This is a genomic window from Bradyrhizobium sp. AUGA SZCCT0431 (assembly GCF_018131065.1).
GTDB lineage: Bacteria > Pseudomonadota > Alphaproteobacteria > Rhizobiales > Xanthobacteraceae > Bradyrhizobium.
Map to the genome: position 1 here is coordinate 67622 of NZ_JAFCLR010000001.1, position 21636 is coordinate 89257.

At 62.0% G+C, this 21636-nt stretch carries 21 protein-coding genes; 7 read left to right on the forward strand and 14 right to left on the reverse strand.

What is annotated here, in order from left to right:
• Positions 1 to 19: 19 nt before the first annotated feature.
• Both JQ567_RS00260 and JQ567_RS00265 read right to left on the reverse strand, forming a co-directional pair.
• On the reverse strand, positions 20 to 796 hold the full coding sequence (locus tag JQ567_RS00260) for an ABC transporter ATP-binding protein (RefSeq protein WP_212436953.1): 777 nt from the start codon (positions 794 to 796) through the stop codon (positions 20 to 22).
• Positions 797 to 800: 4 nt separating this feature from the next.
• Positions 801 to 1808 carry an ABC transporter substrate-binding protein gene (locus JQ567_RS00265; RefSeq protein ID WP_409363569.1) on the reverse strand — a complete coding sequence of 336 codons (1008 nt, stop codon included), beginning with the start codon at positions 1806 to 1808 and terminating at the stop codon, positions 801 to 803.
• Between the two features lie 117 nt (positions 1809 to 1925).
• Here JQ567_RS00265 and JQ567_RS00270 point away from each other — a divergent pair, with 117 nt between their 5' ends.
• The 3 genes from JQ567_RS00270 (at position 1926) to JQ567_RS00280 (ending at position 6862) form a co-directional block, all read left to right on the forward strand.
• Positions 1926 to 2645, forward strand: coding sequence for a GntR family transcriptional regulator (locus tag JQ567_RS00270; RefSeq protein WP_212436955.1), 720 nt, complete (start codon positions 1926 to 1928; stop codon positions 2643 to 2645).
• A gap of 202 nt (positions 2646 to 2847) precedes the next feature.
• Positions 2848 to 3285, forward strand: coding sequence for a response regulator (locus JQ567_RS00275; RefSeq protein WP_212436956.1), 438 nt, complete (start codon positions 2848 to 2850; stop codon positions 3283 to 3285).
• A 70-nt stretch (positions 3286 to 3355) separates the two neighbouring features.
• On the forward strand, positions 3356 to 6862 hold the full coding sequence (locus JQ567_RS00280) for a PAS domain S-box protein (protein ID WP_212436957.1): 3507 nt from the start codon (positions 3356 to 3358) through the stop codon (positions 6860 to 6862).
• A 153-nt stretch (positions 6863 to 7015) separates the two neighbouring features.
• Here JQ567_RS00280 and JQ567_RS00285 read toward each other — a convergent pair whose 3' ends face one another.
• Positions 7016 to 7654: a response regulator transcription factor gene (locus JQ567_RS00285; protein WP_212001077.1), complete on the reverse strand. Its 639-nt coding sequence runs from the start codon at positions 7652 to 7654 to the stop codon at positions 7016 to 7018.
• A gap of 152 nt (positions 7655 to 7806) precedes the next feature.
• Between JQ567_RS00285 and JQ567_RS00290 the strand changes: the two genes are divergently transcribed.
• The gene (locus JQ567_RS00290) at positions 7807 to 8169 is read left to right on the forward strand and encodes a hypothetical protein (protein WP_212436958.1); all 363 of its coding nucleotides are present in this window, start codon (positions 7807 to 7809) and stop codon (positions 8167 to 8169) included.
• Positions 8170 to 8358: 189 nt separating this feature from the next.
• On the opposite strand, the gene JQ567_RS00295 is transcribed toward JQ567_RS00290, so the two are convergent.
• The 7 genes from JQ567_RS00295 to JQ567_RS38790 form a co-directional block, all read right to left on the reverse strand.
• Positions 8359 to 8682: a PilZ domain-containing protein gene (locus JQ567_RS00295; protein WP_212436959.1), complete on the reverse strand. Its 324-nt coding sequence runs from the start codon at positions 8680 to 8682 to the stop codon at positions 8359 to 8361.
• Positions 8683 to 8685: 3 nt separating this feature from the next.
• Positions 8686 to 9546, reverse strand: a complete 861-nt coding sequence (locus tag JQ567_RS00300; RefSeq protein WP_212436960.1) for a protein-glutamate O-methyltransferase CheR — start codon at positions 9544 to 9546, stop codon at positions 8686 to 8688.
• A gap of 31 nt (positions 9547 to 9577) precedes the next feature.
• Positions 9578 to 9967: a PleD family two-component system response regulator gene (locus tag JQ567_RS00305; protein ID WP_212436961.1), complete on the reverse strand. Its 390-nt coding sequence runs from the start codon at positions 9965 to 9967 to the stop codon at positions 9578 to 9580.
• 26 nt (positions 9968 to 9993) lie between these two features.
• Positions 9994 to 10464: a chemotaxis protein CheW gene (locus JQ567_RS00310; protein WP_212436962.1), complete on the reverse strand. Its 471-nt coding sequence runs from the start codon at positions 10462 to 10464 to the stop codon at positions 9994 to 9996.
• A 37-nt stretch (positions 10465 to 10501) separates the two neighbouring features.
• Complete coding sequence (locus JQ567_RS00315; protein WP_212436963.1) at positions 10502 to 13273, reverse strand: hybrid sensor histidine kinase/response regulator; 2772 nt, start codon at positions 13271 to 13273, stop codon at positions 10502 to 10504.
• 482 nt (positions 13274 to 13755) lie between these two features.
• Positions 13756 to 14172 carry a response regulator gene (locus JQ567_RS00320; RefSeq protein ID WP_212436964.1) on the reverse strand — a complete coding sequence of 139 codons (417 nt, stop codon included), beginning with the start codon at positions 14170 to 14172 and terminating at the stop codon, positions 13756 to 13758.
• A gap of 103 nt (positions 14173 to 14275) precedes the next feature.
• Positions 14276 to 15004 (reverse strand): response regulator, encoded by a 729-nt coding sequence (locus JQ567_RS38790; RefSeq protein ID WP_312017325.1) that lies wholly within the window; start codon positions 15002 to 15004, stop codon positions 14276 to 14278.
• Between the two features lie 529 nt (positions 15005 to 15533).
• On the opposite strand from JQ567_RS38790, the gene JQ567_RS00330 reads away from it, so the two are divergent.
• The 3 genes from JQ567_RS00330 to JQ567_RS00340 all read left to right on the forward strand — a co-directional run bounded on the left by JQ567_RS00330 (position 15534) and on the right by JQ567_RS00340 (position 17444).
• Entirely contained in the window at positions 15534 to 16259 is a 726-nt protein-coding gene (locus JQ567_RS00330; RefSeq protein ID WP_212436965.1) for a Crp/Fnr family transcriptional regulator, read from the forward strand.
• 298 nt (positions 16260 to 16557) lie between these two features.
• Positions 16558 to 16950: a response regulator gene (locus JQ567_RS00335; protein WP_192740568.1), complete on the forward strand. Its 393-nt coding sequence runs from the start codon at positions 16558 to 16560 to the stop codon at positions 16948 to 16950.
• A gap of 248 nt (positions 16951 to 17198) precedes the next feature.
• On the forward strand, positions 17199 to 17444 hold the full coding sequence (locus tag JQ567_RS00340) for a hypothetical protein (RefSeq protein WP_192740567.1): 246 nt from the start codon (positions 17199 to 17201) through the stop codon (positions 17442 to 17444).
• A gap of 173 nt (positions 17445 to 17617) precedes the next feature.
• On the opposite strand, the gene JQ567_RS00345 is transcribed toward JQ567_RS00340, so the two are convergent.
• The 4 genes from JQ567_RS00345 to JQ567_RS00360 form a co-directional block, all read right to left on the reverse strand.
• The gene (locus JQ567_RS00345; RefSeq protein WP_212436966.1) at positions 17618 to 18238 is read right to left on the reverse strand and encodes a helix-turn-helix transcriptional regulator; all 621 of its coding nucleotides are present in this window, start codon (positions 18236 to 18238) and stop codon (positions 17618 to 17620) included.
• 762 nt (positions 18239 to 19000) lie between these two features.
• On the reverse strand, positions 19001 to 19207 hold the full coding sequence (locus tag JQ567_RS00350; protein WP_192740564.1) for a hypothetical protein: 207 nt from the start codon (positions 19205 to 19207) through the stop codon (positions 19001 to 19003).
• Between the two features lie 112 nt (positions 19208 to 19319).
• Positions 19320 to 20336 (reverse strand): glycoside hydrolase family 3 N-terminal domain-containing protein, encoded by a 1017-nt coding sequence (locus JQ567_RS00355; protein ID WP_249165135.1) that lies wholly within the window; start codon positions 20334 to 20336, stop codon positions 19320 to 19322.
• Positions 20337 to 20935: 599 nt separating this feature from the next.
• Positions 20936 to 21571: a M48 family metallopeptidase gene (locus JQ567_RS00360; RefSeq protein WP_212436967.1), complete on the reverse strand. Its 636-nt coding sequence runs from the start codon at positions 21569 to 21571 to the stop codon at positions 20936 to 20938.
• Positions 21572 to 21636 lie beyond the last annotated feature (65 nt).

Consider the following 21636-nt stretch of genomic DNA (forward strand, 5'->3'; position numbering starts at 1 on the left):
CACTTTTCCGGATCATGCTCTAATGTACCGCGGCGGCTTCGTTGTCCGCGTTCGAGAACAGCAGATCGTGAATCTGCTTCTCGAGCCGAGCGGCGCTGCCGTCTTCGCTGGAGACCTGATCGACGTCGATAATTTCGGCCTTGACCCGTCCGGGATGCGGCGACAGCAGCAGGATGCGGTTGCCGATCTTGATTGCTTCGGCAATCGAATGGGTGACGAACAGCACCGTGAATTTGGTTTCCGACCAGAGCTGCAGCAATTCGTCCTGGCAGGTGCGCCGCGTCAGAGCGTCCAACGCGGCGAAAGGCTCGTCCATCAAGAGGATATCCGGCTCCATCGCCATACCGCGCGCGATCGCAACGCGCTGCTTCATGCCGCCCGAGAGCGTATGCGGATAGGAATCGACGACGCGGGTGAGGCTGACCTTCTCGATGTAGGCGCGGGCGCGGACCTCGGCCTCCTTGCGCGGCAGCCGCCGCGTCATCAGAAGCGGGAACATGACGTTTTCCAGCACGGTCTTCCAGGGCAGCAGCTGGTCGAACTCCTGGAAGATCATCATCCGATCGGCGCCGGGCTCCGTGATCTCCCGGCCCGAGATCCGCATCTTGCCTTCGCTCGGCGTCATGTAGCCACCGACCGCCTTCAAAAGCGTCGACTTGCCGCAACCGGAGGGACCGAGCAGCACGAAACGATCGGAACGATCGACCGTAAAACTGACCCGCTCGGTCGCGGTCACCACCGCGCTCGAAGTCTTGTAGCGCAGCGTTACGTCGCTGACGTCGAGAAGCGCCGTCATCGCGTCAATTGCCCTTCAGATCATGCGCCATCGGCAGGTAATACTCGGTCCACGCCTTGGGCTGGGTCTTCAGCGTGCCGACCTTGAACAGATGGTTGGCGAATTTCATGGTGCCCTGCGGCTGCAGGTTCCACTCCATCATGCCGGGCTCCTTGAGCCAGGCCAGCAGATCCTCGACGCTGGTCTTGTCGCCGGTGACTTCCTTGTAGATTTCGACGGCTGCCTTGGTATCGCTGCGGATCAGGTCCTGCGCTTCCTTGGTGGCGTCGCGCACCGCCTGGACGATCTTCGGATTGGCGTCGGCGAATTTGGTGGTCGTGAAGAACTGCGCCTGGCTCAGCGGCCCGCCCATCACGTCGGGCGACGACAGCACCACATGTGCGCCGGCCACGTTCTTCAGTTCGAGGAACGTAAACGGCGGGATCGCAAAATGGTTGCGAACCTCGTGCTGGGCGTTGGTCATCGCCACATAGGCGTCGGGATGACCGAGCTGTACGGTGTTGGGATCGAGCTTCGACCATTGATCGGCGCCAAACAGCTCGGCGGCTGCGATCTGCAGCACGATGGCCTGTGTCGAGACCTTGACGGTCGGCACCGCGATCTTGTCGTTGGGACCGATATCCCTGAGCGACTTGATATGGGCGTCGCGGCTGATCAGCGTCATCGGCTGCGCCGACGTCGCGACGATGCCCTTGACGCCGCCGCGGGTACGATCCCACAGCAACAGCAGATTGCCGGTGCCGGTGTTGAGGATATCGACGCCGCCGGCAAGCAACGCGTCGGTCTGCGCGCCGCCGCCGCTCAGATTGATCCATTTGGTTGACACGCCGGGCACGCCGAGCGCCGTGGCGTGCTTTTCGATCAGCTTCTGCTTTTCCATGATGTGCGACGGCATGTAGAAAATGCCGGGCTGCCGCGACAGCGCGATCTCGCTCTTCTGTTGCGACAGCGCGGGCGAGCCCGACAGCGCCATTCCGAGTGCCGCGATTGCGCCTGCAGCGGCGCGCCACATCATGTTCTTCATCGTTGGTTTCCTCCGGCGGTCTCTACGCATTGACGCCCTTGGGGGAGATGCACTAATGTATTAGTGTATTTGAGGCAAGCACCTTCTGAAAGGACCGTTGTTCCGATGGGTCCAACGCCAATCGCCGCCCGCCGCGCCGCGCCGCGCTCCCCCGAGCGGCTCGACCGTGACCGGCAGGCTGCACCCCAGGTGTTCGAGCGTCTGCGCGGCATGATCATTTCGCTGGAGCTGCCGCCGGGATCGCCGCTGTCGCGGGCCGCTTTGGCCGGGCAGTTCGGAATCAGTTCGACGCCGATCCGCGACGCCCTGATGCGGCTCGAAGAGGAAGGCCTGGTCGACGTGTTCCCGCAATATGCGACCGTGGTCAGCCGGGTCGATGTGCGATTGGCCCAGCAGGCGCATTTCTTGCGGCAGGCGGTCGAGCTGGAGATCGTGCGCGGGCTGGCGATCAGCCATGACGAAGCCTTCGTCGCCGAGCTGAATGGAACAATCGTGCGCCAACAGCAATTCACCAAGGCCGGCGAGTTCGAGAAATTCATGGCCGCCGACAATGAATTCCACGCCCAGCTCTACACGGCGGCCGACAAGCAGGACATCTGGACGCTGGTGCGCAGCCGCAGTGGCCATATCGACCGGCTGCGTCGGCTGCATCTGCCCTCCCCCGGCAAGGCGCAGGACATCGTGCGGCACCACAGGCTGATCGCCAAAGCGATCGACGCCGGCGATCCGGACGGGGCGCAGAAGCATCTGCGCACCCATCTGTCGGGAACGCTCAGCGAACTCGCCCAGATCAGGGCGCGGTATCCGGAATATCTGAGCGACTGAACGCCGCAGATTAACCCGCGCCATCAGGACGAATCGGTTCCGTTGCGGCGGCAATTGCGCGCTGTCTACCCGACAACAGGCTGATATGCGGTTTTTGGCAGGAACATCTGCAGCGGGGAAACCGTTGCAGGAGAACAAGGTTTCAGCGAAAATCGCAACCTGCCGTTGACCTGATTCCAGCGGGCGCCCGGAGAACCTTCTTTTGGCAAGAGTATTGATTGTAGACGACGATACCGCGGTTCAGGCCACGGTCCGCCTATTGCTCGAGCGCGCAGGCCATAGCGTGGTCACCGCCGGTGACGGCCGTAAGGGGCTTGCGCTGTTCGAAAAGGAAGATTTCGATCTGCTGTTTCTCGACATCTTCATGCCGGGAATGGACGGGTTCGAGACCATGCGGCTGGCTCACCAGCTGCGACCACTGATCCCGATCGTCGTGATCTCGGGACGGCCGATATCTTCGGAAGAAGGCGCCGCCCCCGACTTCCTGACCATGGCGACCAAGCTTGGCGCCGTCTCCAGTCTGCAGAAACCGTTCAAACCGGCGGCCCTGCTGGCGACGGTCGCGAGCTGCCTGGAGGCCGCCAAACGCCTGTCGTCAAGTTCATCCCATGCCCCCGGCGGAGTTGCTTCCTGCCCGTAATGCGAAATAGCATTGCCGGGTTCGCCCAGCCACTTGCCGGGGATGAACGGGAGGGCGAACGAATCCAAAAATGACGCTCACAACCAGGCTTGCCATCGCCATGATTGCGTTGGTCGCGCTCGCGGTTTCCGCGGTCGGCTGGCTGAGTTATCGCAACCTGGAACAGGCGCTGCTGCTGCGGGCCCGCGACCGCATCGAGACGCATTCGCGGCAGGTGGCGACCGACCTCGAATATCACACAGCCAGCGCGACCGGAGATGTCGCGAGCTTTCGTTCGGCGGCGGCGTTGCATGGATTGGTCCGCGCCCGAAGGGCGGGCGGCATCGATCCGGTGGATGGCGTCTCCGAAAAGACGTGGCGCGATCGGATAGCGACCCGCTTTGCGGCGGAGCTCGAAGCCAAGCCCACCTATGCGATGTTGCGGATCTTCAGCTTTGATGACGACGGCCGTGAGGTTGTCCGCGTCGACCGTATGGGAGCAAACGACACGGTTCGGATCGTTCCCGAAGAGGGACTGCAGAAGCGAAGCAACCGAACCTATTTCACGGAAACGCTCGCGCTCGGGCCCGGACAAATCTACGTTTCGCCGCTCGATCTTGGGCGCCGCGACGGACTGATCGAGGAGAGGCACAGGCCGACAATTCGGATCGCGACGCCGGTCTTCGCCGATGACGGCAAGCTGTTCGGCATCTTCATGATCAACGTCGATATGCGGCGGGCATTCGACCGCGTGCGGTCGTCGGTGTTGCCGGGCGAGACGATTTTCGTCGTCAACCGGCACGGCGACTATCTCATTCATCCCGATCGTTCACGCGAGTTCGGCACGCTGCTCGGTACGCCCAACGACTGGAAGGCCGACTTTCCGCAACTGGCGTCGCAGGCGGGGGCATCCCAGGGCATCGCCGATATCGTCCCGGATCATGCTGCCCGCTCGGGCGGAATAGCTCTTGCCCCTGCCCTTCTGGCTGGTACCGAATGGGTTGGCGTGATCGAAACCACCCCCAACGCCGTGATCATGGCGCCGGCCGCCAGCATCAGAAATACCTCCCTTCTGGTCGGAACGATCGCCGTGCTGTGCGCGGCAGTGCTGGCCCTGCTGATCGCGAGGTCGCTGACCCGGCCGATCATTCGCCTGACCGCCGCCGTGCAGGGCGCCGCCCGGAACGGGAAAATCGCCATTCCGGTTGACGCTCGCGGCGAGACCGGCGTGCTGGCGCGCGCATTCGCTGAAGTGATCGAGGAGGTCAACGAGAAGACCTCAGCACTGCAGCAGGAGGTTCAGGAGCATCGCCGCACCATCGCGGCGCGCGACCATCACGCCGAGCGCGAACGCCTGTTCAGCGCGGCGGTCGAATCATCCAACGACGCGATCATCACGACGTCGCTCGACGGCACGATCACCGGCTGGAACTCGGCTGCGGAACGTCTGTACGGATACAGTGCGGCGGAAGCGGCAGGCAAGAACATCGCGATCCTGATGCCCGCCGGCCGGCTGGCCGAGGCGCAGGACATCCTGCGCCGGATCGGCTGGGGCGAAAGCATCGAGCACAACGAAACCACGCGTCTTCGCAAGGACGGCACGCCGATCGAGGTTTCGCTCAGCATTTCGCCGATCAAGGCGCCCTCGGGCGCGACCATCGGCATATCGAAGGTTGCCCGCGACATTACCGACAGCAACAGGACCCGGCTGGCGCTGCGCCAGCAGGCCGAGGAGCTTCGCCGCGTCTTCGAGACTTCGCAGGACCTGATCATGGTGATGGATTCAGCGGGATCCGTGGTCCAGATCAGCCCGAGTTGCGCCGTCATCCTGGGCTATTCGCCCGGCGAGATGATCGGCCGCAGTGGAGAAGACTTCATCCATCCCGATCATCTCGAGAACTCGCGCCAGGAAATGCGCGCCCTGCGGCGCGGGCAACGCCCGACGATTGCGGACACGCGTTGCTTCCACAAGAGCGGACGCGAAGTGTGGCTGTCCTGGCTCGGGGTCTGGTCCGAACCGGTGAAACGGTTCTTCTTTGTCGGCCGCGACATGACCGAGACCCGCCGGGCGCAGGAAACCTTGCGTGAAAGCGCACAGCTGGCCCGCGGGATCATCAACACGGCGCTCGATGCCTTTGTCCAGATGGATGATCAGGGCACGATCGCGGACTGGAATTCGCAAGCCGAGAATATCTTCGGCTGGACACGGGATGAAGCGGTCGGAGCCAAACTCAGCGAACTGATCATTCCATACGTCCATCGCGACGCGCACGCGGCCGGCCTGGAACGGTTCCTGCGCACCGGTGATGGGGTGATCCTCGGCCGCCGTCTCGAGATCGACGCGATGCGCCGCGACGGCAAGGAGATCAAGGTCGAACTGAGCGTCACCGCGCTGAAGCGTCGCAACGGCTTCGTGTTCAACGGTTTCATACGCGACCTCACCGACAAGATCGCCACCGAGGACCGCATCCGGCAGTCCGAGAAGATGGAAGCCGTCGGCCAGCTCACCGGCGGCATCGCGCATGATTTCAACAATATCCTGACCGTCATCACCGGGACGATCGAAATCCTGGCCGACGCCGTCAAGGACGAGCCGCAACTCGCGGCCATCACGCGGATGATTGACGAAGCCGCGTCGCGCGGCGCCGACCTCACCCAGCATCTATTGGCGTTCGCCCGCAAGCAGCCGCTCGAGCCTCAGGAAACCGACGTCAATACGCTGATCATCGACACCGCCAAACTGCTGCAGCGTACGCTCGGCGAGCATGTCGAGATCGAATCGGTATTTGAAGACGAATCCTGCCCGGCGATCGTCGATCCCAATCAACTGGCCACCGCCATCCTCAATCTCGCCCTCAACGCCCGCGATGCGATGCCTGACGGAGGCAAGCTGATCATCGAAACCGGCATGGTCGTACTCGATGAGCATTACGCCAGGACGCACAATGACGTCCGGCCGGGCCGCTACGCGATGATCGCGGTCAGCGATACCGGAACCGGCATTCCGGCTGGTATCCTCGACAAGGTGTTCAATCCGTTCTTCACCTCGAAGGGGCCGGGCAAGGGAACCGGCCTCGGGCTCAGCATGGTCTACGGCTTCGTCAAGCAATCCGCCGGCCACATCATGATCTACAGCGAGGAAGGCCACGGCACGACGATCAAGATGTACCTGCCGCCGGCCTCAGGCACGTCGCTTGCGGCCGGGCCGAGCCACGGGCCGACGGTCGAGGGCGGCAATGAGACGATCCTGGTGGTCGAAGACGATGCGCTGGTGCGCAATTACGTGCTGACGCAACTGCATTCGCTCGGCTACGTCACGCTGGATGCGGCAAACGCGACGGAGGCACTCGCGATCGTCAACGCCGGCCACCCGTTCGACCTGCTGTTCACCGACGTGATCATGCCCGGCCTCAACGGGCGCCAGCTCGCCAACGAGATGCTGAAGATCAAACCCGGGCTGAAAGTGCTGTTCACGTCAGGCTATACCGAAAACGCGATCATCCACCACGGCCGGCTCGACGAGGGTGTGCTGCTGCTGGCCAAGCCCTATCGCAAATCGGATATGGCCATCATGATCCGCAAGGCCCTCGGCGACTAGAGCCTTTTCCGTTCCGATTAAATCGGAACGGGGTTCTAGATTCTAGATTTGACGCGTTTTCTTGACGCGAACCGGTGTCCACTTCGCTGGAAAACGCTCTAGCGGCCTACAGCTGCCGCGCATTCTCGCGAAAGCTGCGCCGTCGCCGTCCACTCACGCCTGACGCGAAGTGGTCATCACGATTCGGACCAGGTCGGCGGCGTTGCGTGCCCCGAGCTTCTTCATGATGTTGGCGCGGTGATCCTCGATGGTCCGCGGGCTGATCCCAAGGTGTCTGCCCGCTTCCTTGTTGGACGCGCCGGCGGTGAACTGTTCGAGCACCTCGCGTTCGCGGCGGGTGAGCGGTTCGCGTCCGGGAAAATGCAGCGTCGCGATCCGGGACGCGGAGTTGTTTTCCGCCTGCCGGCGCGCATAGGCCTCGATCGCCTCGTCGAGCCGTGCGACGATCTCGCTGCCACGGAACGGCTTTTCAATGAAGTCCAGCGCGCCGCTCTTGATGGCGTTGACGGCCATCGAGATGTCGCCTTGCCCGGAGATCATGAAGATCGGCGCAGGATAGTCCTCGCCGTGCAGTTCCTTCAGGATGTCGAGGCCCGATTTGCCGGGGATATGCACGTCGAGCAGGATGCAGGACGGCGTCCGGGTTCTTGCAACGGCCAGCAATGCGGCGCCGTCGGCAAAACAGATGACCTGATAACCGCCCGCCGACAGCACCATGGAAAGCGTGTCGCGAACGGCGGGGTCGTCATCGACTACAAAGATCTCCCCGCGGGAGTGGGCTTTCTCAGCCATGTTTCATCTTCCATGCATGGTGAAACGTGACGCGCACTCGATATCGGTACTCAACTCCATACCGCATCAAAACGCCCCCGTATTTGTACGGGACGTTGGCTTAACGCACAAGTAGCAACGCGCCCCTAAAAAGTAGCCTGAGGAGTGCAGCTATGCAGAACCCCCGAGGCGGCGGCATCGCGATCGAACCTGACGACCGAAATAACGCGTACCGCTCGGTGGTATCGGATGTCATATCCCTGATCGAGCATGTCCAGGCGTGCCTGAGGCTGATCGAACAGGAGATCGCCCGCGAAACCGCGTCCGGCAGCCAAGACATCTCCACCTATTTCGTTGTGCTGGATGATGTGACGCCGCCCTATGTCAGGGCGACCGTGGCGTTGAAGGCCTGTGACGCCAATCTTGCCATCGCCCTCCACTCGCTGCTAGACCCCATGACACCCTCCAATACACCGGAGCAGGGCGCCAGCGATCATGCCTGGAGTCCGCCGGCGCTTTCGGTTCTCAGCGCGTAAGCGAATGGCGGCGCCGTGCGGCAGCAGCCCGCCCAATACGGCCATCTGAAAATTGGGGACATCGAACCGGCCAGCCTGTGCCGGCGGGTCCTCGCCGTTTGCCGCCATCCTGGCCCGGACGTTGCCCCGGCTTTTCGGCAATGGGCGATTTCACCGCCTGACCGGCGGTTCGGTGCGAAAGCTAGACGCTCAGGACATCATCTCATCGGACTTCGACGTCGCGCCCGGTCGCTTCTTGGCGTGCTTGCCCCTCAGGAAATGAATATCCATGTCCGTGCCGTTGACGCGCACCAGTTCGCAGCGGCGATAGGCGAGCCCGGTCGACGACAGCAGCAGAAAGAACTCCTTGAGGTTGAGGCCTTGAATGGAGCCCTCCACGGTCAACGTGGCGTCGGTATCGGAGATCGAGTTGAGTTGGCAATCCCGGCGCCAGGTTCCGTCAATCGCCATGATGCAGACGTCGTAACCCCGGCTGAACGTGACGCGCTCGGCTGCCTTGCTCTCTTCCGCCATTCCTCAACGCCCCGCCATTGCCGCGATTTTCGGCATCGCTGCCGTTGCCGCACGCGCTGCGTTCGGCCGATAGAGCCCACGCTTGTCCGGAAATGGCTTGAAGACATCGGTCAAGCCTACCACCGTCTCCGCCGCTCCCAGCACCAGGAAGCCGTCCGCTTCCATCGACTTGGCAAGACGGCCGAAGATGTTGATCTTGGTGTCCTGGTCGAAATAGATCAGAACGTTGCGGCAGAAGATGACGTCGAACATCCCGAGCTGCGAGAAATCGTGCAGCAGATTGAGTTGCCGGTGCTGCACCATGGCGCGGATGTCGGCATTGATCTGCCAGAGCTCGCCGTTCTGCTTGAAATATTTGACCAGCATCTGGATCGGCAGGCCGCGCTGGACCTCGAACTGGCTGTAGATGCCGGCCTTGGATTTCTCGAGCACTTCCTGGGAAAGATCGGTCGCGATGATTTCGATCCGCCATCCGGCAAGTGCTGCGCTCATTTCCTTCAGCGACATGGCCAGCGAATACGGCTCCTGACCGGTCGAACCGGCGGCGCACCAGATCCGGATGCTCTTGCGGGCCGCACGTGCCTTCAGCACCTCGGGCACGATCGAATCGCGGAAATGATCGAACGGCACCTTGTCGCGGAAAAAGAAGGTCTCGTTGGTGGTCATGGCTTCGACCACCTGGGCGACAATCGTCGACGCGCCGCCCTTCATTTTCTGCACGAGTTCGCTGATGCCGGCGAGGCCGCATTTACGCGACAGCGGGAGCAGGCGGCTTTCGATCAGGTACTGCTTGTCTGCGGACAGGTCGAGACCGGAATGGTCCTTCAGGAGCTTACGCAGATACTCATAGTCTGGCGGGGTCACGGGTGGCCTCTCAAGGGCAAGCGGATAAGATTTAAACCGGAGTCGGTTCTGAAAGCTCGACCAAGCCGACTTCCTGGAACTTCGCGGCGACGATATCCTTGTCGAACGGCTTCATGATGTATTCGTTGGCGCCGGCATCCAGCGCACGCGAGATATGGTCGATGCCGTTTTCGGTGGTGCAGAACACCACCTTGGGCACATCGCCGCCGGGCAATCGGCGCAGATGGCCGAGGAATTCATAACCGTCCATCACGGGCATGTTCCAGTCGAGCAGGACGGCATTCGGCATCGCGAGTTTGCAGACCTCGAGCGCCTTCTCGCCGTCCTCAGCCTCGGTGATTTCAAAGCCCATCTCTTCCAGGATGCGGCGCGCGATTTTACGCACGACACCGGAATCGTCGACGACAAGACATGTTTTCATTTTTCGACCTCCTTATGCCGATCGTTCTATGCTGCGAGTGTGGTAGGGGCGATTTCGAGGACGCGATCGACATCGAGGACGACCATGAGCTGGCCGTCGAGGCGGTGGACGCCGCCGGCGAGCTTGGCCATGCGGGGATCGAGGTTGACGGGGTTTTCCTCGCGGCTGTCGTCGGGCAGCCGGAGCACCTCGCCGATCTGGTCGATCAGCAGGCCGTAAGATTCGCCGCGCAGGTCGACGCCAACCGCCATCGGCGGCTTGCCGTCATCGTTCCGGGGCAGCCCGAGCCGGGCTCGCATGTCGACGACCGTGACGATGCGGCCGCGCAGGTTGAGCACGCCGGCGATCTCGGCCGAGGACAGGGGAACGCGGGTCAGCCGCTCCGGCATGAACACGTCCTGGACGCGGGAGATCGGCAGGCCGAACAACTGCCCGCCGATCACGGCGGTGACGTATTCGACCACGGTGCCCTCGATGGTGTCGGTCTTGGTTGTCATGATGTCTTGCCTTTACCTATGCCGCTTGCCTTTAGCCTCATGCCGCGCGCCGGGTCTCGCCGGCGGTCTGTTCCTTCAGCGCCGCGATCAGGCCGGGACGGTCGAACTTGGCGACGTAATCGTGGAAGCCGGCCTGCCGGCCGCGCTCGATCGCCGCCGGAGAGACCATCGAGGACAGCGCGATGATCGGCATCGCGCTTAAGTGCTGGTCGGCCCGGATCGTCTCGGCAAACTCGAACCCGTTCATGTCGGGCATCTCGATGTCGGTCAGCACCACGTCGAAGATTTGGCCCGAGCGCAGCGCGGTGAGGCCTTCCTGCGCATTGGGGGCGACCCGCACCCGGTAGCCGGCGGCTTTGAGCACCGGCGCCAGCATGTTGCGGAAGAAGGCTGAGTCGTCGACCAAGAGCACCGATTGCGCGGATACCGAGGGGCGCATCTCCTTGCGGGAGAACCAGTCGGCAAACGCCATCGGCAGGAAGTGGCCGACGTCGATCACTTCGGTGGCCTGGCCCTTGATCACGGCCGACCCCAGAATGCCCTCACTGGAACCGGCGACCTCGATGTGCAGCCGCTCCTCGACGATGTCGATGATCTCGTCGACCACCAGCCCCATCGAGCGGCCGTCGTCGGCGAACACCAGGATCGGCTGGGCGCCCGAGGTCTGGACGTTGACCCCGTTCATCTGCACCAGCGGCATCAGCTGCTCGCGGTACTGCACCATGTAGCGGCCGTTGGAGAGTTCGATCTTGTCGGTGGCGATCTCCTCCAGCCGGGTGACGAGGCCGAGCGGCACCGCCTTGGGCTGGGTCGAGCCGGCGCGGAACACCAGCAGCGAGGTCAGCTGTTCGCCGGTGTTGGCATGGGCCGCCGCGTTCTCGTCCGCCATCCCCTGGGCGGAGGAGCCGGCGGCGCCGAGCGCTTTGGCAAAGCCGTTGGGGTCGATGATCATGATCACGGCGCCATCGCCCAGGATGGTGTTGCCGGAGAACATGTCGATGTGACGCAGCTTGGTGGACATCGGCTTGACCACGATCTCTTCGGTGTGGAACACGCCGTCGACCACGATGCCGAACGTCTGGCTGCCCACTTGCGTGACCACGATAAAGCCGTTCTCGGGGTCGGAGGAGGAGCCGTCGTCGATCTTGAGGAGCTTCTTCAGGTGCATCAGCGGCAGCAGCTTGTTGCGCAGCCGCAGCACCGCGGTGTCCTTGATGCGCTCGATGCGGTGTTCGGAGTTGGCGCGGGCGCGGACCAGCTCGACAACCGACAATTGGGGTATAGCAAAGCGGTCACCGCCGGCTTCCACGATCAGGGCCGAGACGATGGCGAGCGTCAGCGGGATCTTGATGGTGACGCTTGAGCCCTCGCCGGCCACCGACTTGATGTCGATGGTGCCGCCGATCTGGTCGATATTGGTGCGCACCACGTCCATGCCGACGCCGCGGCCGGAGACCGAGGTGACGGTGGCGGCGGTGGAGAAGCCCGGCGCGAAGATGAACTTGTGGATCTGGGCTTCGGTCATCTTCTCCAGTTCAGCCTCGGAGACGAGCCCGTTCTGCAGTGCCTTGGCCTTGATCCGCTCGGTGTTCAGCCCGCGGCCATTGTCGGCGATGCAGATGATGATGTGGCCGCCCTCGTGATAGGCCGACAATCGGATGGTGCCCTGCTCGGGCTTGCCGGAGGCGGCCCGCTCGGCCGGGGTCTCCAGGCCATGATCGGCGGAGTTGCGCACCATATGGGTGAGCGGGTCCTTGATCAGGTCGAGCACCTGGCGGTCGAGTTCGGTGTCGGCGCCGTGCATCTCCAGTTCAATCTGCTTGCCGAGTTCGCCGGAGAGGTCGCGGACGATCCTTGGCAGCTTCTGCCAGGCATTGCCGATCGGCTGCATCCGCGTCTTCATGACGCCTTCCTGCAGTTCGGCGGTGACGTTGGAGAGGCGCTGCAGCGGCACCTTGAACTCGGTGTCCTCGTTGCGGCGGGAGATCTCCAACAGCTGGTTGCGGGTCAGCACCAGCTCGGAGACCATGGTCATCAGGTGTTCCAGCGTGTCCACGTTGACGCGGATCGACTGGTTGGCGATCTTGTCGGCTTCCTGGACGTCGGCAACATCGGAAGCGGCGGCCGCCTTGCGGACCGGTTTTGCCTTGGGCTCCGCTTTGGCTTCAACCTTGGATTCCTTGGCAACTTCCGGCGCCGGCGCTACTGCCTTGGGAGCGGCTGCGGGCGCGGGTGCGACTTCGATTTCGGTCTCGCGGAAGGCGCGCTCGAGTTCGTCGAGCGAGACTTCGCCGGGACGCAGCGGCCGTTCCAGCACCTGATCCACCAGCGTGCCGTGAGCCACTTGCGCCTCCTTGGGAGCTTGGGGCTGAACCGGGGGTGAGGCGATCACGGGGGCGGGTTCGGCAACGGCTTCCGCCGGCGCATCGTGCGCCCCGCCTTCCGCCAACAGATGCAGCTTCTCGATCAGGTCCTCGTCGCTGCCTTCCGGCTCGTTCTCGGTGGCTTCGAGACCTGCGAGGATTTCCTTGATGCGATCGATCGAGGACAGGATCAGCGTGACGGCGCCGGCGGTGACCGGCATGCCGTCGCGGAATTTGCCCATCAGGGTCTCGCCGGCATGGGCCAGCGCTTCCAGCCTCGGCAGGCCGAGGAAGCCGCAGGTGCCCTTGATCGTGTGCACCAGGCGAAAGATGTTATCCAGAATCTTCGCGTTGTTCGGGTCCTGCTCGAACCGCACCAACTGATTGTCGACCGTATCCAGGCTCTCGCTGGTCTCTGTCAGGAATTCCCGCAAAAGATCATCCATCAGAGCGCGCCCTTCAACTATCGATGTAACGGTCGTCTGTTAGGCATAGCCTTTCTGATTTCACGACCACGTTAATTTCACTGTCCGTGTAAATACGGATAACCCAAATAAATTGTCGTAAAATGCTGCGCAGACAGCGCGATTGCACCGGCAAAACGCCGTTGGCTGGCGCCTTGAAAATCCGCCGGCGGTTAGCCACGGAATCCGGCTGATGATTTCATGGACGAGGAGCCGCTTGGCCGGCGTAGACCGGGAAAGCCGCGGCATTATCATTTCTGGTAAACAGACTCCTACCAATGCTGCAGCTGGTTCGATCACGACAGCAATGTCGGCTTTGCGTCCAAGCTGCGCCCTCTCGATCAGTTCTGCGATGGTTCTCGGATATGAGGCGAACCAGCATCCCCGACGGGGTCCAATCGACCCGGCAATGGCAGCGTAGACATCATCGCGATCGCGACCTGAAATTGCCGCATCCGAAAGCGCTATCTTGACTCGGCGGCGCCCGCATAGCGCGCTCGCGCTTCGGAGAGGCATTCGTCAATCACTGTCAGCAACGCCGCCGGCGTAAACGGCTTGCGCAGGCAGCGCGCCGCACCGAGTTCGAGCGCCATTCGCAGAAAGTCCGGCGCCGGCGATTCAAGATTTGCAAAAGCGTATCCCGACATCGCGACCAGCGGAATCGCCGGCGCGCGCTCGTGGAATATCCGGATCGATTCGAAACCGCGCATATGCGGCATGAAGATATCGACGATCATCAGGTCGAAGCTGGCGTCTTCGAGAGCGCGAAGCCCGGCTTCGCCGCCATTGGCTATCGTCACTTCGAAACCGTGACGCTCCAGATAGATTTCAATGGCCATGCAGACCATTGGATCGTCATCCACAACGAGTACCCGTGTCATTTCAGCCCCCCGAAGCAAGATATCTGCGCTCCTCAGTCGCAATACGTGTGCAACCGCCGCCCTTTTCTGGTTCGACGCAAAGTTGTTACGTCTTGCTGGCAGCTCAGCCCGTAGCGATCCTCTCTTTCGAAATATCTGATGCCGTTCCGCCTTGCTGTTCCGACGGCGCGGTTGTGACGGCGGCAAGGGTTGCGGCGTATCTTCGGTGCGGCTCGGCTTCCGACAGACATTCGTCGATCACGCTGAGCAACGTCGCCGGCCGGAAGGGTTTGTGCAGGCACCTGGTCGCACCGAGGCTGAGAGCCATTTTTAGGCAAGCAACATTGTCCGTTTCCGGGCCGGAGAACGCGTAACCGGAAATTGCGATCAACGGTACCGTCGGGGCGCGCTCGTGAAATATCCTGATCGACTCGAAACCGCGTATGTTCGGCATGAAAATATCGACGATCATCAGGTCGAACGTTGCGCTATCGAGCGCCGCGAGGCCGTTGGGCCCGCCGTCCGCGATCGCGACCCTGAAACCGCACTGCTTGAGCCAGGCGCGTATCGCAAGGCGGGTAAGAAGGTCGTCATCGACAACCAGAATACGAACCATGACGGCTCCTCCGCCGTTTCGGACGCGCTGCAAGAGACACAAAACGACAAGCCCCGCCCGACAGGACACGCCTGGCCCGGCACCCCAACAGCGCATCAAGGCATTCCCGAGCAGTTTTGCCTTGCGAATCAGCGCACTATTCGCAATTCCGTCGCAAATCGGCGAGTCTGTCTGCCCTCCACAGTGTATAGGCGAGTTCCACAACCCTTGAGCAAGCTCGGGGCCAATATCCGCCACGCCGCGGCATAGCTGATGCGAGACCGTTCAAGCTCCCGCCTTCGGCAGGATTGTAAGTGCGGGCGCAGCCCGCCTAATCGCCTGTTACAGGCTCTGCTCGCAGCAGAGTTCCAGTCCCCGGCTGTAAGTTGAGACCGTCGAACCGGCCGGGGGGGGCCAAGGCGGCGCGCCTCGGCCGCAGGGTCTACTGCTCCACAGCGGGTCGTTTCAACCGTGGTCAGCCTTTCCGAAGGTCAGCCGTTGGAGGTCGCAATGGTCGGCCGCGACAGCCTTGTCGGCGTCCGTGGCCTTCGATGCCGGGCCGGCACCGACCGACGCCACGGCCTCCATTCTCAGGGCCGAGCGCTCCGGGCGGCCACAGGCGGAGTGGCGCCAACGGATCCAAGGCAGCGGCCGAGTGCGGCTATTTGCCGATATTTCCCGCCGGCGATTCATGGCAAGATGAACGGGCATTTTTGATGGCGCATATTGCATATTTTTGGTGCCTGGCACCCTGAGACCGGCTTTGACCGTAAGGCAGGAGACTGCTTTGGATTCAGCCCCTCGTTCCCCGAATGGATTTTTGTCCTCGCTGACTGCGGACGATTTTGAACTGATCCGCCCGCATTTGCGCTCCGCCGACCTCACCCAGGATCTGGTGCTGGTGGAAGTCGACGAGACGCTCAAGCGCGCCTACCTGCCGCACCGAGGCGTGATCTCGCTCGTGGTCAAGCTCGCGCGGGGCGAGCACGTTCAGATCGCGATGGTCGGCCGCGACAGCATCTTCGGCGCATTCTCCGCCCTTGGCGATCCGATCGCGCTGAACAGCGCGCTGGTGCTGGTCCCCGGTGTGGCCTCGACGATCGACCTCGATCAGCTTCGGGCGGCTGCCGACCAGAGCGCGACGCTCCGCGCTTTGCTGGCCCGGCACGGATTGGCGGTCTACGCGCAAATCCAGCAGACTGCGGGCTGCAACGCCTCGCACACGGTAGAGTCCCGGCTGGCGCGCTGCCTGTTGCATACCCGCGACCTGTCCGGCAGCGACAAGCTCGTGCTGACCCAGGAAGCGATGGCGCAGATGATCGGCGCGCGCCGCAACAGCGTATCGCTGGTGGCCAACACGCTGCAGCAGGCGAATTTCATCCATTACAGCCGCGGGCATATCGAGATCACCAATCTGGACGGCCTGATCAGGACCTCCTGCGAGTGCTACGCGACGGTCAAGACCCAGTACGACCGCCTGCTGCATCCGCGCATCCATTGCGCGGCAGCGTGACCCTCGGCCGCTGTCCATGGGCGGGCGGGTGCCCGAACCCATTGATAGGCGCGGCCCGGCGATGAGCGTGAAGATTGCGCGCCGCGATCCGGCCAGCCGGGAACTCACCGTATAATTACGGCCATGCCTGGCATTTGCCCGGGATTTATTCGGCCGGGAGTTAACGGGCTGTTCAATGACCCCTGATACTTGTCACGGTGCTGACGGGTGCAGGTTCGGGAAAGAGCATCGAGACGATTTCGAATGCCACGCGAGTTCACCCGTGTTCGGCGGTTTGCTAGCTGCGCGGAGTAAAGACATGGCTTTTGATTTGTCGATGCCGATCCTGGTGGTCGATGACTACAGCACCATGATCCGCATCATCCGCAACCTCCTCAAGCAGCTCGGATTCGAGAACGTCGACGATGCCAGCGACGGCTCGGCGGCGCTCGCCAAGATGCAGGGCAAGCGATACGGCCTCGTGATCTCCGACTGGAACATGGAGCCGATGACGGGCTATGACCTGCTGAAGGAAGTCCGCGCGAGCCCGGAATTCTCAAACACGCCCTTCATCATGATAACAGCGGAATCGAAGACGGAGAACGTCATCGCCGCGAAGAAGGCCGGCGTCAGCAACTACATCGTCAAGCCGTTCAACGCGGCGACGCTGAAGACCAAGATGGAGGCCGTGTTCCCCAGCGCGGCCGAATAGCATCGTGCCCGGGCGCGCCGCGTCACGCTGAAGGCCGCCATCCATCGCCGCCTCGCCTTCTATCCTCGCGGCCATCAGACGCAAAGCGGGATCGGCGAACGCCGAGGCGGCATGCGACCTGTCTCGCGGTGTCCGGAGGGGACGGCCCCGCGCGCCGCACACGCGGCTTGCCGTACTACTACGGTTTACGATTTTCACAGACGGATAACGTTGAATCGCGATATTCGCGTGGACCAAGGAGCACCCTCATGTTCACGTTCGAAACGAGCGATCAGAAAGAAGTGCGGCGTTTCCGTATCGCCCAGTTCAACGGCAGAACCGCAACCTTCCGCTCGGCCGGCTCGGCCGTCACCGGCCACGTTCGATCGATCGTGGAAAACAAGTCGAGTGTTCCGGCGGCCTGGGTGATCACCATCATCCCGGAAGAGCCAAAACCGGTCATCGCGACCCGGCCTGCGCCCCGCATGCGCTCATTCGCGGAAGACCTCTGCTGAGCGCAACCTGGCGTGATCTTCTCGGAAAACCGGCTCCGCTGGCCCGGATCACGCTCTGGTCCGGCCTCGTCGGCTCTGTCGCCATTACAATCGGCCTTCGTGAACCTGCAGCATTGCGGCGCTGTCACTGCAGGCGCAGTGCGCTTCGCCTTCATTCTGAGCAAATGAAATAATCAGGCTGGCTGCAACAACGCCTTGCGGACGAGATCCGCGGTGTTGCGGGCGCCGAGCTTGCGCATGGCTTCGGCGCGATGGCTCTCGAACGTCCTCGGGCTGATGTTCATCCGCAAGGCGCCTTGCTTGTTGGAGCAGCCTTCACTGATCAGGCTCAGCACCTCGCGCTCGCGCTTGGTCAGCGGCTTCTGACCGGACTCCGAGGCGAACATCACCCCCGGCGTGCGACCGCCATCCTTGGTGCGGCCGGCCTGGCTCTCCCGCCCCTGCTTGCGATCGGATTCGGACGCAAAGGCGGGATGCTTGTCCGACATCTGCTTCACCACGACGCAGACGCGTTCGAGCTGTTGAACCGCGTTGTCCACGACCTGTTGCAGGTAAATGCGATTGCCGGGCGCCTCGGAGAACTGGTGGCTGTGCTGCTTGATCTCGTTCATGTAGAGCAGCAGCGCCGTCAGCGGCCCGTTCAACTGGCGAGCGATCGACGCTTCCGCTTCTTCCGTTGCGCGAGCACGCGCGACGGATAACTGGACGATTTCAAGATTGCTCTCGAGAGGCGTGACGGTTTCCATCCACTTCGGAAAGTGCGAGTCACCGGCTCGATGGTCTTGCTGCGACATATAACTAATTTATCGATTCGATTGCCGCCGGTGGTTAATTTTTTAACCAGTAAGAATACGGGGAACTGGCAAGCGGACCGGAAACTGGAGCAACGTGAAGGGTTATGGCCTTCAATTGAGGAAGTATGATGCCGCCAGATCAGGACTCCGTAGTTTTACGGCTCGTAGAAATGCGTTGGCCTCGCACCTGATCCCTCATAATTTCGCCTTATGACTATTTGTTTCTCTGATGCGTTCAATTTGATTCTTTATGGTCCATCCGGCGGACTATTTAAACCAGGCAGCCACGCGGCAACACAACAAGCCGCCTGTGATGGACCGGCTCACCGGCAATTCTAGGCGCGGCTTCGATGAAATAGTCGACCGGTTTCCGTTAAGCGGCGGATCGGACGTAACCTCGACGCGAGTCAGCTGCGCGGGAGCCTCAGGAACTTTTCGAGGAAGCGTCCCGAGGCAACGAGCCTGAACCACCAATATGCTATCCGCCGCGTTGTCATGCGCCGTCGTTAACGCCCGTGCCGGCGCCCGCGTGTGAATTGCTTCACAAAGAGCCGTAGAAACACTGTGATCGCAGGCGACCACGGCTTCACCGATTTGCGAGGTGCAGGTCCCGGTGGCCGCGCGATGACCGACGCGCGACATCAACAGTAACGAAATCAAGGAAAGGCAGACGGCGATGTCGACATCGCCGCGCACGACAAGGCGATGCGGGCGCGCGCCAACCGTCCAAACAACAGCCGTTCAAATAAGAATGACGGCGGATCAGCCGAGCCGGCTGATCTGCTCCTCGGTCACGACGCGCTCGACGTTCTCGGTCTTGCTCTTGATGCGGTAGCGCGGGCGGCCGTCGGCCTCGATCGGCAGGCAGGTGACGATGGTGTAGATGCTGCGTTCCTTGACGGTGGCGCGGCCCTGCGGCCCCTGCAGCTGGTGGTGCACGTCGTCATTGATTGCGTAATTGTGGGCCATCGCCTGTCTTCCCGTTGGAAAAAAGGCTTGTAGTCTCAACGGCCTCGCAAGGCAACCCGCCATTGGCGGGGAACCGGCGCGCCGGTACGCATAGCGCAGTCTTCGGGGCCCGTCAGGCCGCCAAAAGCGCCTTTCGCCGCCCTACCCGGGCGATCGACTCCCTAATCACGGAACCCGCCAGGGCCCCCTCGTGCAGGCCCTGTTCAATGGACTGGGCGATTCCGGCCATTTCCCGCTCCTGATCGAACAAATTGTTGCCGATACAGAGCATGTCGATACCGGCCCTCAGCGATTGAAGGCTGGCTTGCCTGGTCCCCAACGCCTTCTGCAGACCCTGCATTTGCATGTCATCGGTGATCAGGAGCGTATCGGGAAGCCGCCGGCGCAACCGGGCAAGGCCCGCGGCAGACAGGGTCATCGGATTTTCGCGGTCCCATTGCCGCACGATGGCGTGGCTGACCAGCACGGCATCGCCGAACATTTTTGGCGCCAGCGAATAGAACAGCTCTTCCTGCTCGGTGCGCAAACTGTCGGAAATGTCCATGAACTCCTGATGCGAGTCCACCACCGCGCCGCCGATGCCGGGGAAATGCTTCAGACAAAGCCCGATGCCCGCCTCGCGCGCGACCTCGCTCACCAGCAGCGCATTGGCCTCCACCTCGTCGATATCGGCGGAGTAGGAACGCTTGATTTTGCCGATGTTCGGATTGTCGGGATTGTAATCGACGTCGATGACGGGCGCGAAGTCGTAGTGAACGCCGAGGCGGCGCATTTCGGCAAAACTGGCGGCAAGTACTTCCCGCTTCTCGCTCAAAGCGAGATGGTTGAATTCCTTGGCGCTCGGCAGCGGCTTGAACCCCTTGCTGTCCTTTAGCCGCCGAACCAGCCCGCCCTCCTGGTCGATGAACACCATCGGGTGCGACGGCAGGCGCGAAATCTCTTCGCAGAGACGCTGCACCTGCTCCGGCGATTCGATGTTGTTGTCGTATTTTTGCGTCTGGCAGGAATAGTCGAACAGGATCACGCCGCCCAAGCCGTAATTGCCCGCAAATTCCCGCAGCCATGCCGGGATGGTTTTGCCGAAGAAGCCGAGAATAAAGAGTTCGCCGACGGGCATTGCAGGGGGCATTGCAGACAGTCCATACACCGTTCCAGTGAAACGCATCGTAACAGATGCACATCGCAACAGGCACAGATTCGCGATCCCGCGGCACGATGCGCCCGAGGTTATTCGTAACGTTCGCACCTCTCGAAAGAGAGGGCGCAGGGAATGCCGGATGCGCGCTGCACCCGCGGTCTCGTGTGCGATTGTGCAATAGAAAGCTGCACACGAGCATACAGGGCAGCGGAGAGCATCCGACATTCCCTGCGCAATGGCTTTACGGCTTACTTCGTGCTCTCCTCGGTCGGGCCGAGCTCGTTGTCACCGTCGCTTCGCGGGTGTTGCCACCTACGAAACTTGACGCCAGCATCGGGGCGTCGGGACCACACGACTTCACCGTACGCTTCAGCCACGCTCGTCAGGCGTAACTGTTGCGTCCACCGCGACCCGTCCCTCGTTGTGACGATGGCCAACGCCCCTCTGAGTGGGACGGGATGCCGATAGATGTGTCACTGATTTGTCTTCTGGAAAAGCGAAATATTTTTTATTTCGGGGCTTGACAAGACTTCCGAAAATCCGAAGTGATTTGCCCGACGGGTCAGAATGACGCAGCTGCGGAGACCTTCTTAAGCAAGAATCCGCTCAAGCCGTTGTTTCCGGCTCCGCCAATCGGGCATCAGCGTTTCCAGTAACTCATAAAAGGCTGGGCCATGGTGCGGATGAATCAGATGAATAAGTTCATGGGTGATGACGTAGTCGATGCAGGCGGTCGGTGCGCGAATAAGGTCGGGATTGAGTGATATCCTGCCGTTGCGGCTCCAGCTTCCCCAGCGACGCGGCATGGACCGGAATATCGGTGCTGGTGGTTCGCATCCCATCTTTACAAAGCGCGCCGAAATGATCGTGAAACGGTCTGCGATCCGTACCCTTCCCTTCTCGCGGTACCAGTTCTGCACGAGCCGCTTTACCGCGCGCGCGTCGCGATGCTCGGGTGACCCGACGTGAAGAAGCCCGCCCTTGAGCTTTACTTCCTCCCCGGCACGTTTGTGCAATTTCAGCCGGTACTGGCGGCCGAGATAAAGGTGAGTTTCTCCGCCGACATAGCGACGTTCCGGCGCGCGCGGCCGGAACTGCTCAAAATGCAGCATCTGGCGAATGAGCCAGCGCGCGCGCTTTCGCAAGCGCCGCTCGACTTCCGCCTGCGGCGTGGCCTCAGGGCAAAGTACCCGTATCGCGCCATCCGGAAAAACGGTGATCGCCATGGTCGCGCGAGTAGAGAACCGTGCTGTGTAATCGAACCTGTGGTCTGAATAAGCTATTGTTCCCT

Excerpts from the sequence above, each read along its gene's own strand:
- JQ567_RS00310 (WP_212436962.1), bottom strand. The coding sequence starts at position 10,464 with ATGACAACCAAGACCGACACCATCGAGGGCACCGTGGTCGAATACGTC.
- JQ567_RS00305 (WP_212436961.1), bottom strand. The coding sequence starts at position 9,967 with ATGAAAACATGTCTTGTCGTCGACGATTCCGGTGTCGTGCGTAAAATC.
- JQ567_RS00285 (WP_212001077.1), bottom strand. The coding sequence starts at position 7,654 with ATGGCTGAGAAAGCCCACTCCCGCGGGGAGATCTTTGTAGTCGATGAC.
- JQ567_RS00260 (WP_212436953.1), bottom strand. The coding sequence starts at position 796 with ATGACGGCGCTTCTCGACGTCAGCGACGTAACGCTGCGCTACAAGACT.
- JQ567_RS00335 (WP_192740568.1), top strand. The coding sequence starts at position 16,558 with ATGGCTTTTGATTTGTCGATGCCGATCCTGGTGGTCGATGACTACAGC.
- JQ567_RS00345 (WP_212436966.1), bottom strand. The coding sequence starts at position 18,238 with ATGTCGCAGCAAGACCATCGAGCCGGTGACTCGCACTTTCCGAAGTGG.
- JQ567_RS00340 (WP_192740567.1), top strand. The coding sequence starts at position 17,199 with ATGTTCACGTTCGAAACGAGCGATCAGAAAGAAGTGCGGCGTTTCCGT.
- JQ567_RS00265 (WP_409363569.1), bottom strand. The coding sequence starts at position 1,808 with ATGTGGCGCGCCGCTGCAGGCGCAATCGCGGCACTCGGAATGGCGCTG.
- JQ567_RS00315 (WP_212436963.1), bottom strand. The coding sequence starts at position 13,273 with ATGGATGATCTTTTGCGGGAATTCCTGACAGAGACCAGCGAGAGCCTG.
- JQ567_RS00280 (WP_212436957.1), top strand. The coding sequence starts at position 3,356 with ATGACGCTCACAACCAGGCTTGCCATCGCCATGATTGCGTTGGTCGCG.
- JQ567_RS00360 (WP_212436967.1), bottom strand. The coding sequence starts at position 21,571 with ATGGCGATCACCGTTTTTCCGGATGGCGCGATACGGGTACTTTGCCCT.
- JQ567_RS00355 (WP_249165135.1), bottom strand. The coding sequence starts at position 20,336 with ATGCCCCCTGCAATGCCCGTCGGCGAACTCTTTATTCTCGGCTTCTTC.
- JQ567_RS00295 (WP_212436959.1), bottom strand. The coding sequence starts at position 8,682 with ATGGCGGAAGAGAGCAAGGCAGCCGAGCGCGTCACGTTCAGCCGGGGT.
- JQ567_RS00320 (WP_212436964.1), bottom strand. The coding sequence starts at position 14,172 with ATGACACGGGTACTCGTTGTGGATGACGATCCAATGGTCTGCATGGCC.
- JQ567_RS00270 (WP_212436955.1), top strand. The coding sequence starts at position 1,926 with ATGGGTCCAACGCCAATCGCCGCCCGCCGCGCCGCGCCGCGCTCCCCC.
- JQ567_RS00290 (WP_212436958.1), top strand. The coding sequence starts at position 7,807 with ATGCAGAACCCCCGAGGCGGCGGCATCGCGATCGAACCTGACGACCGA.
- JQ567_RS00350 (WP_192740564.1), bottom strand. The coding sequence starts at position 19,207 with ATGGCCCACAATTACGCAATCAATGACGACGTGCACCACCAGCTGCAG.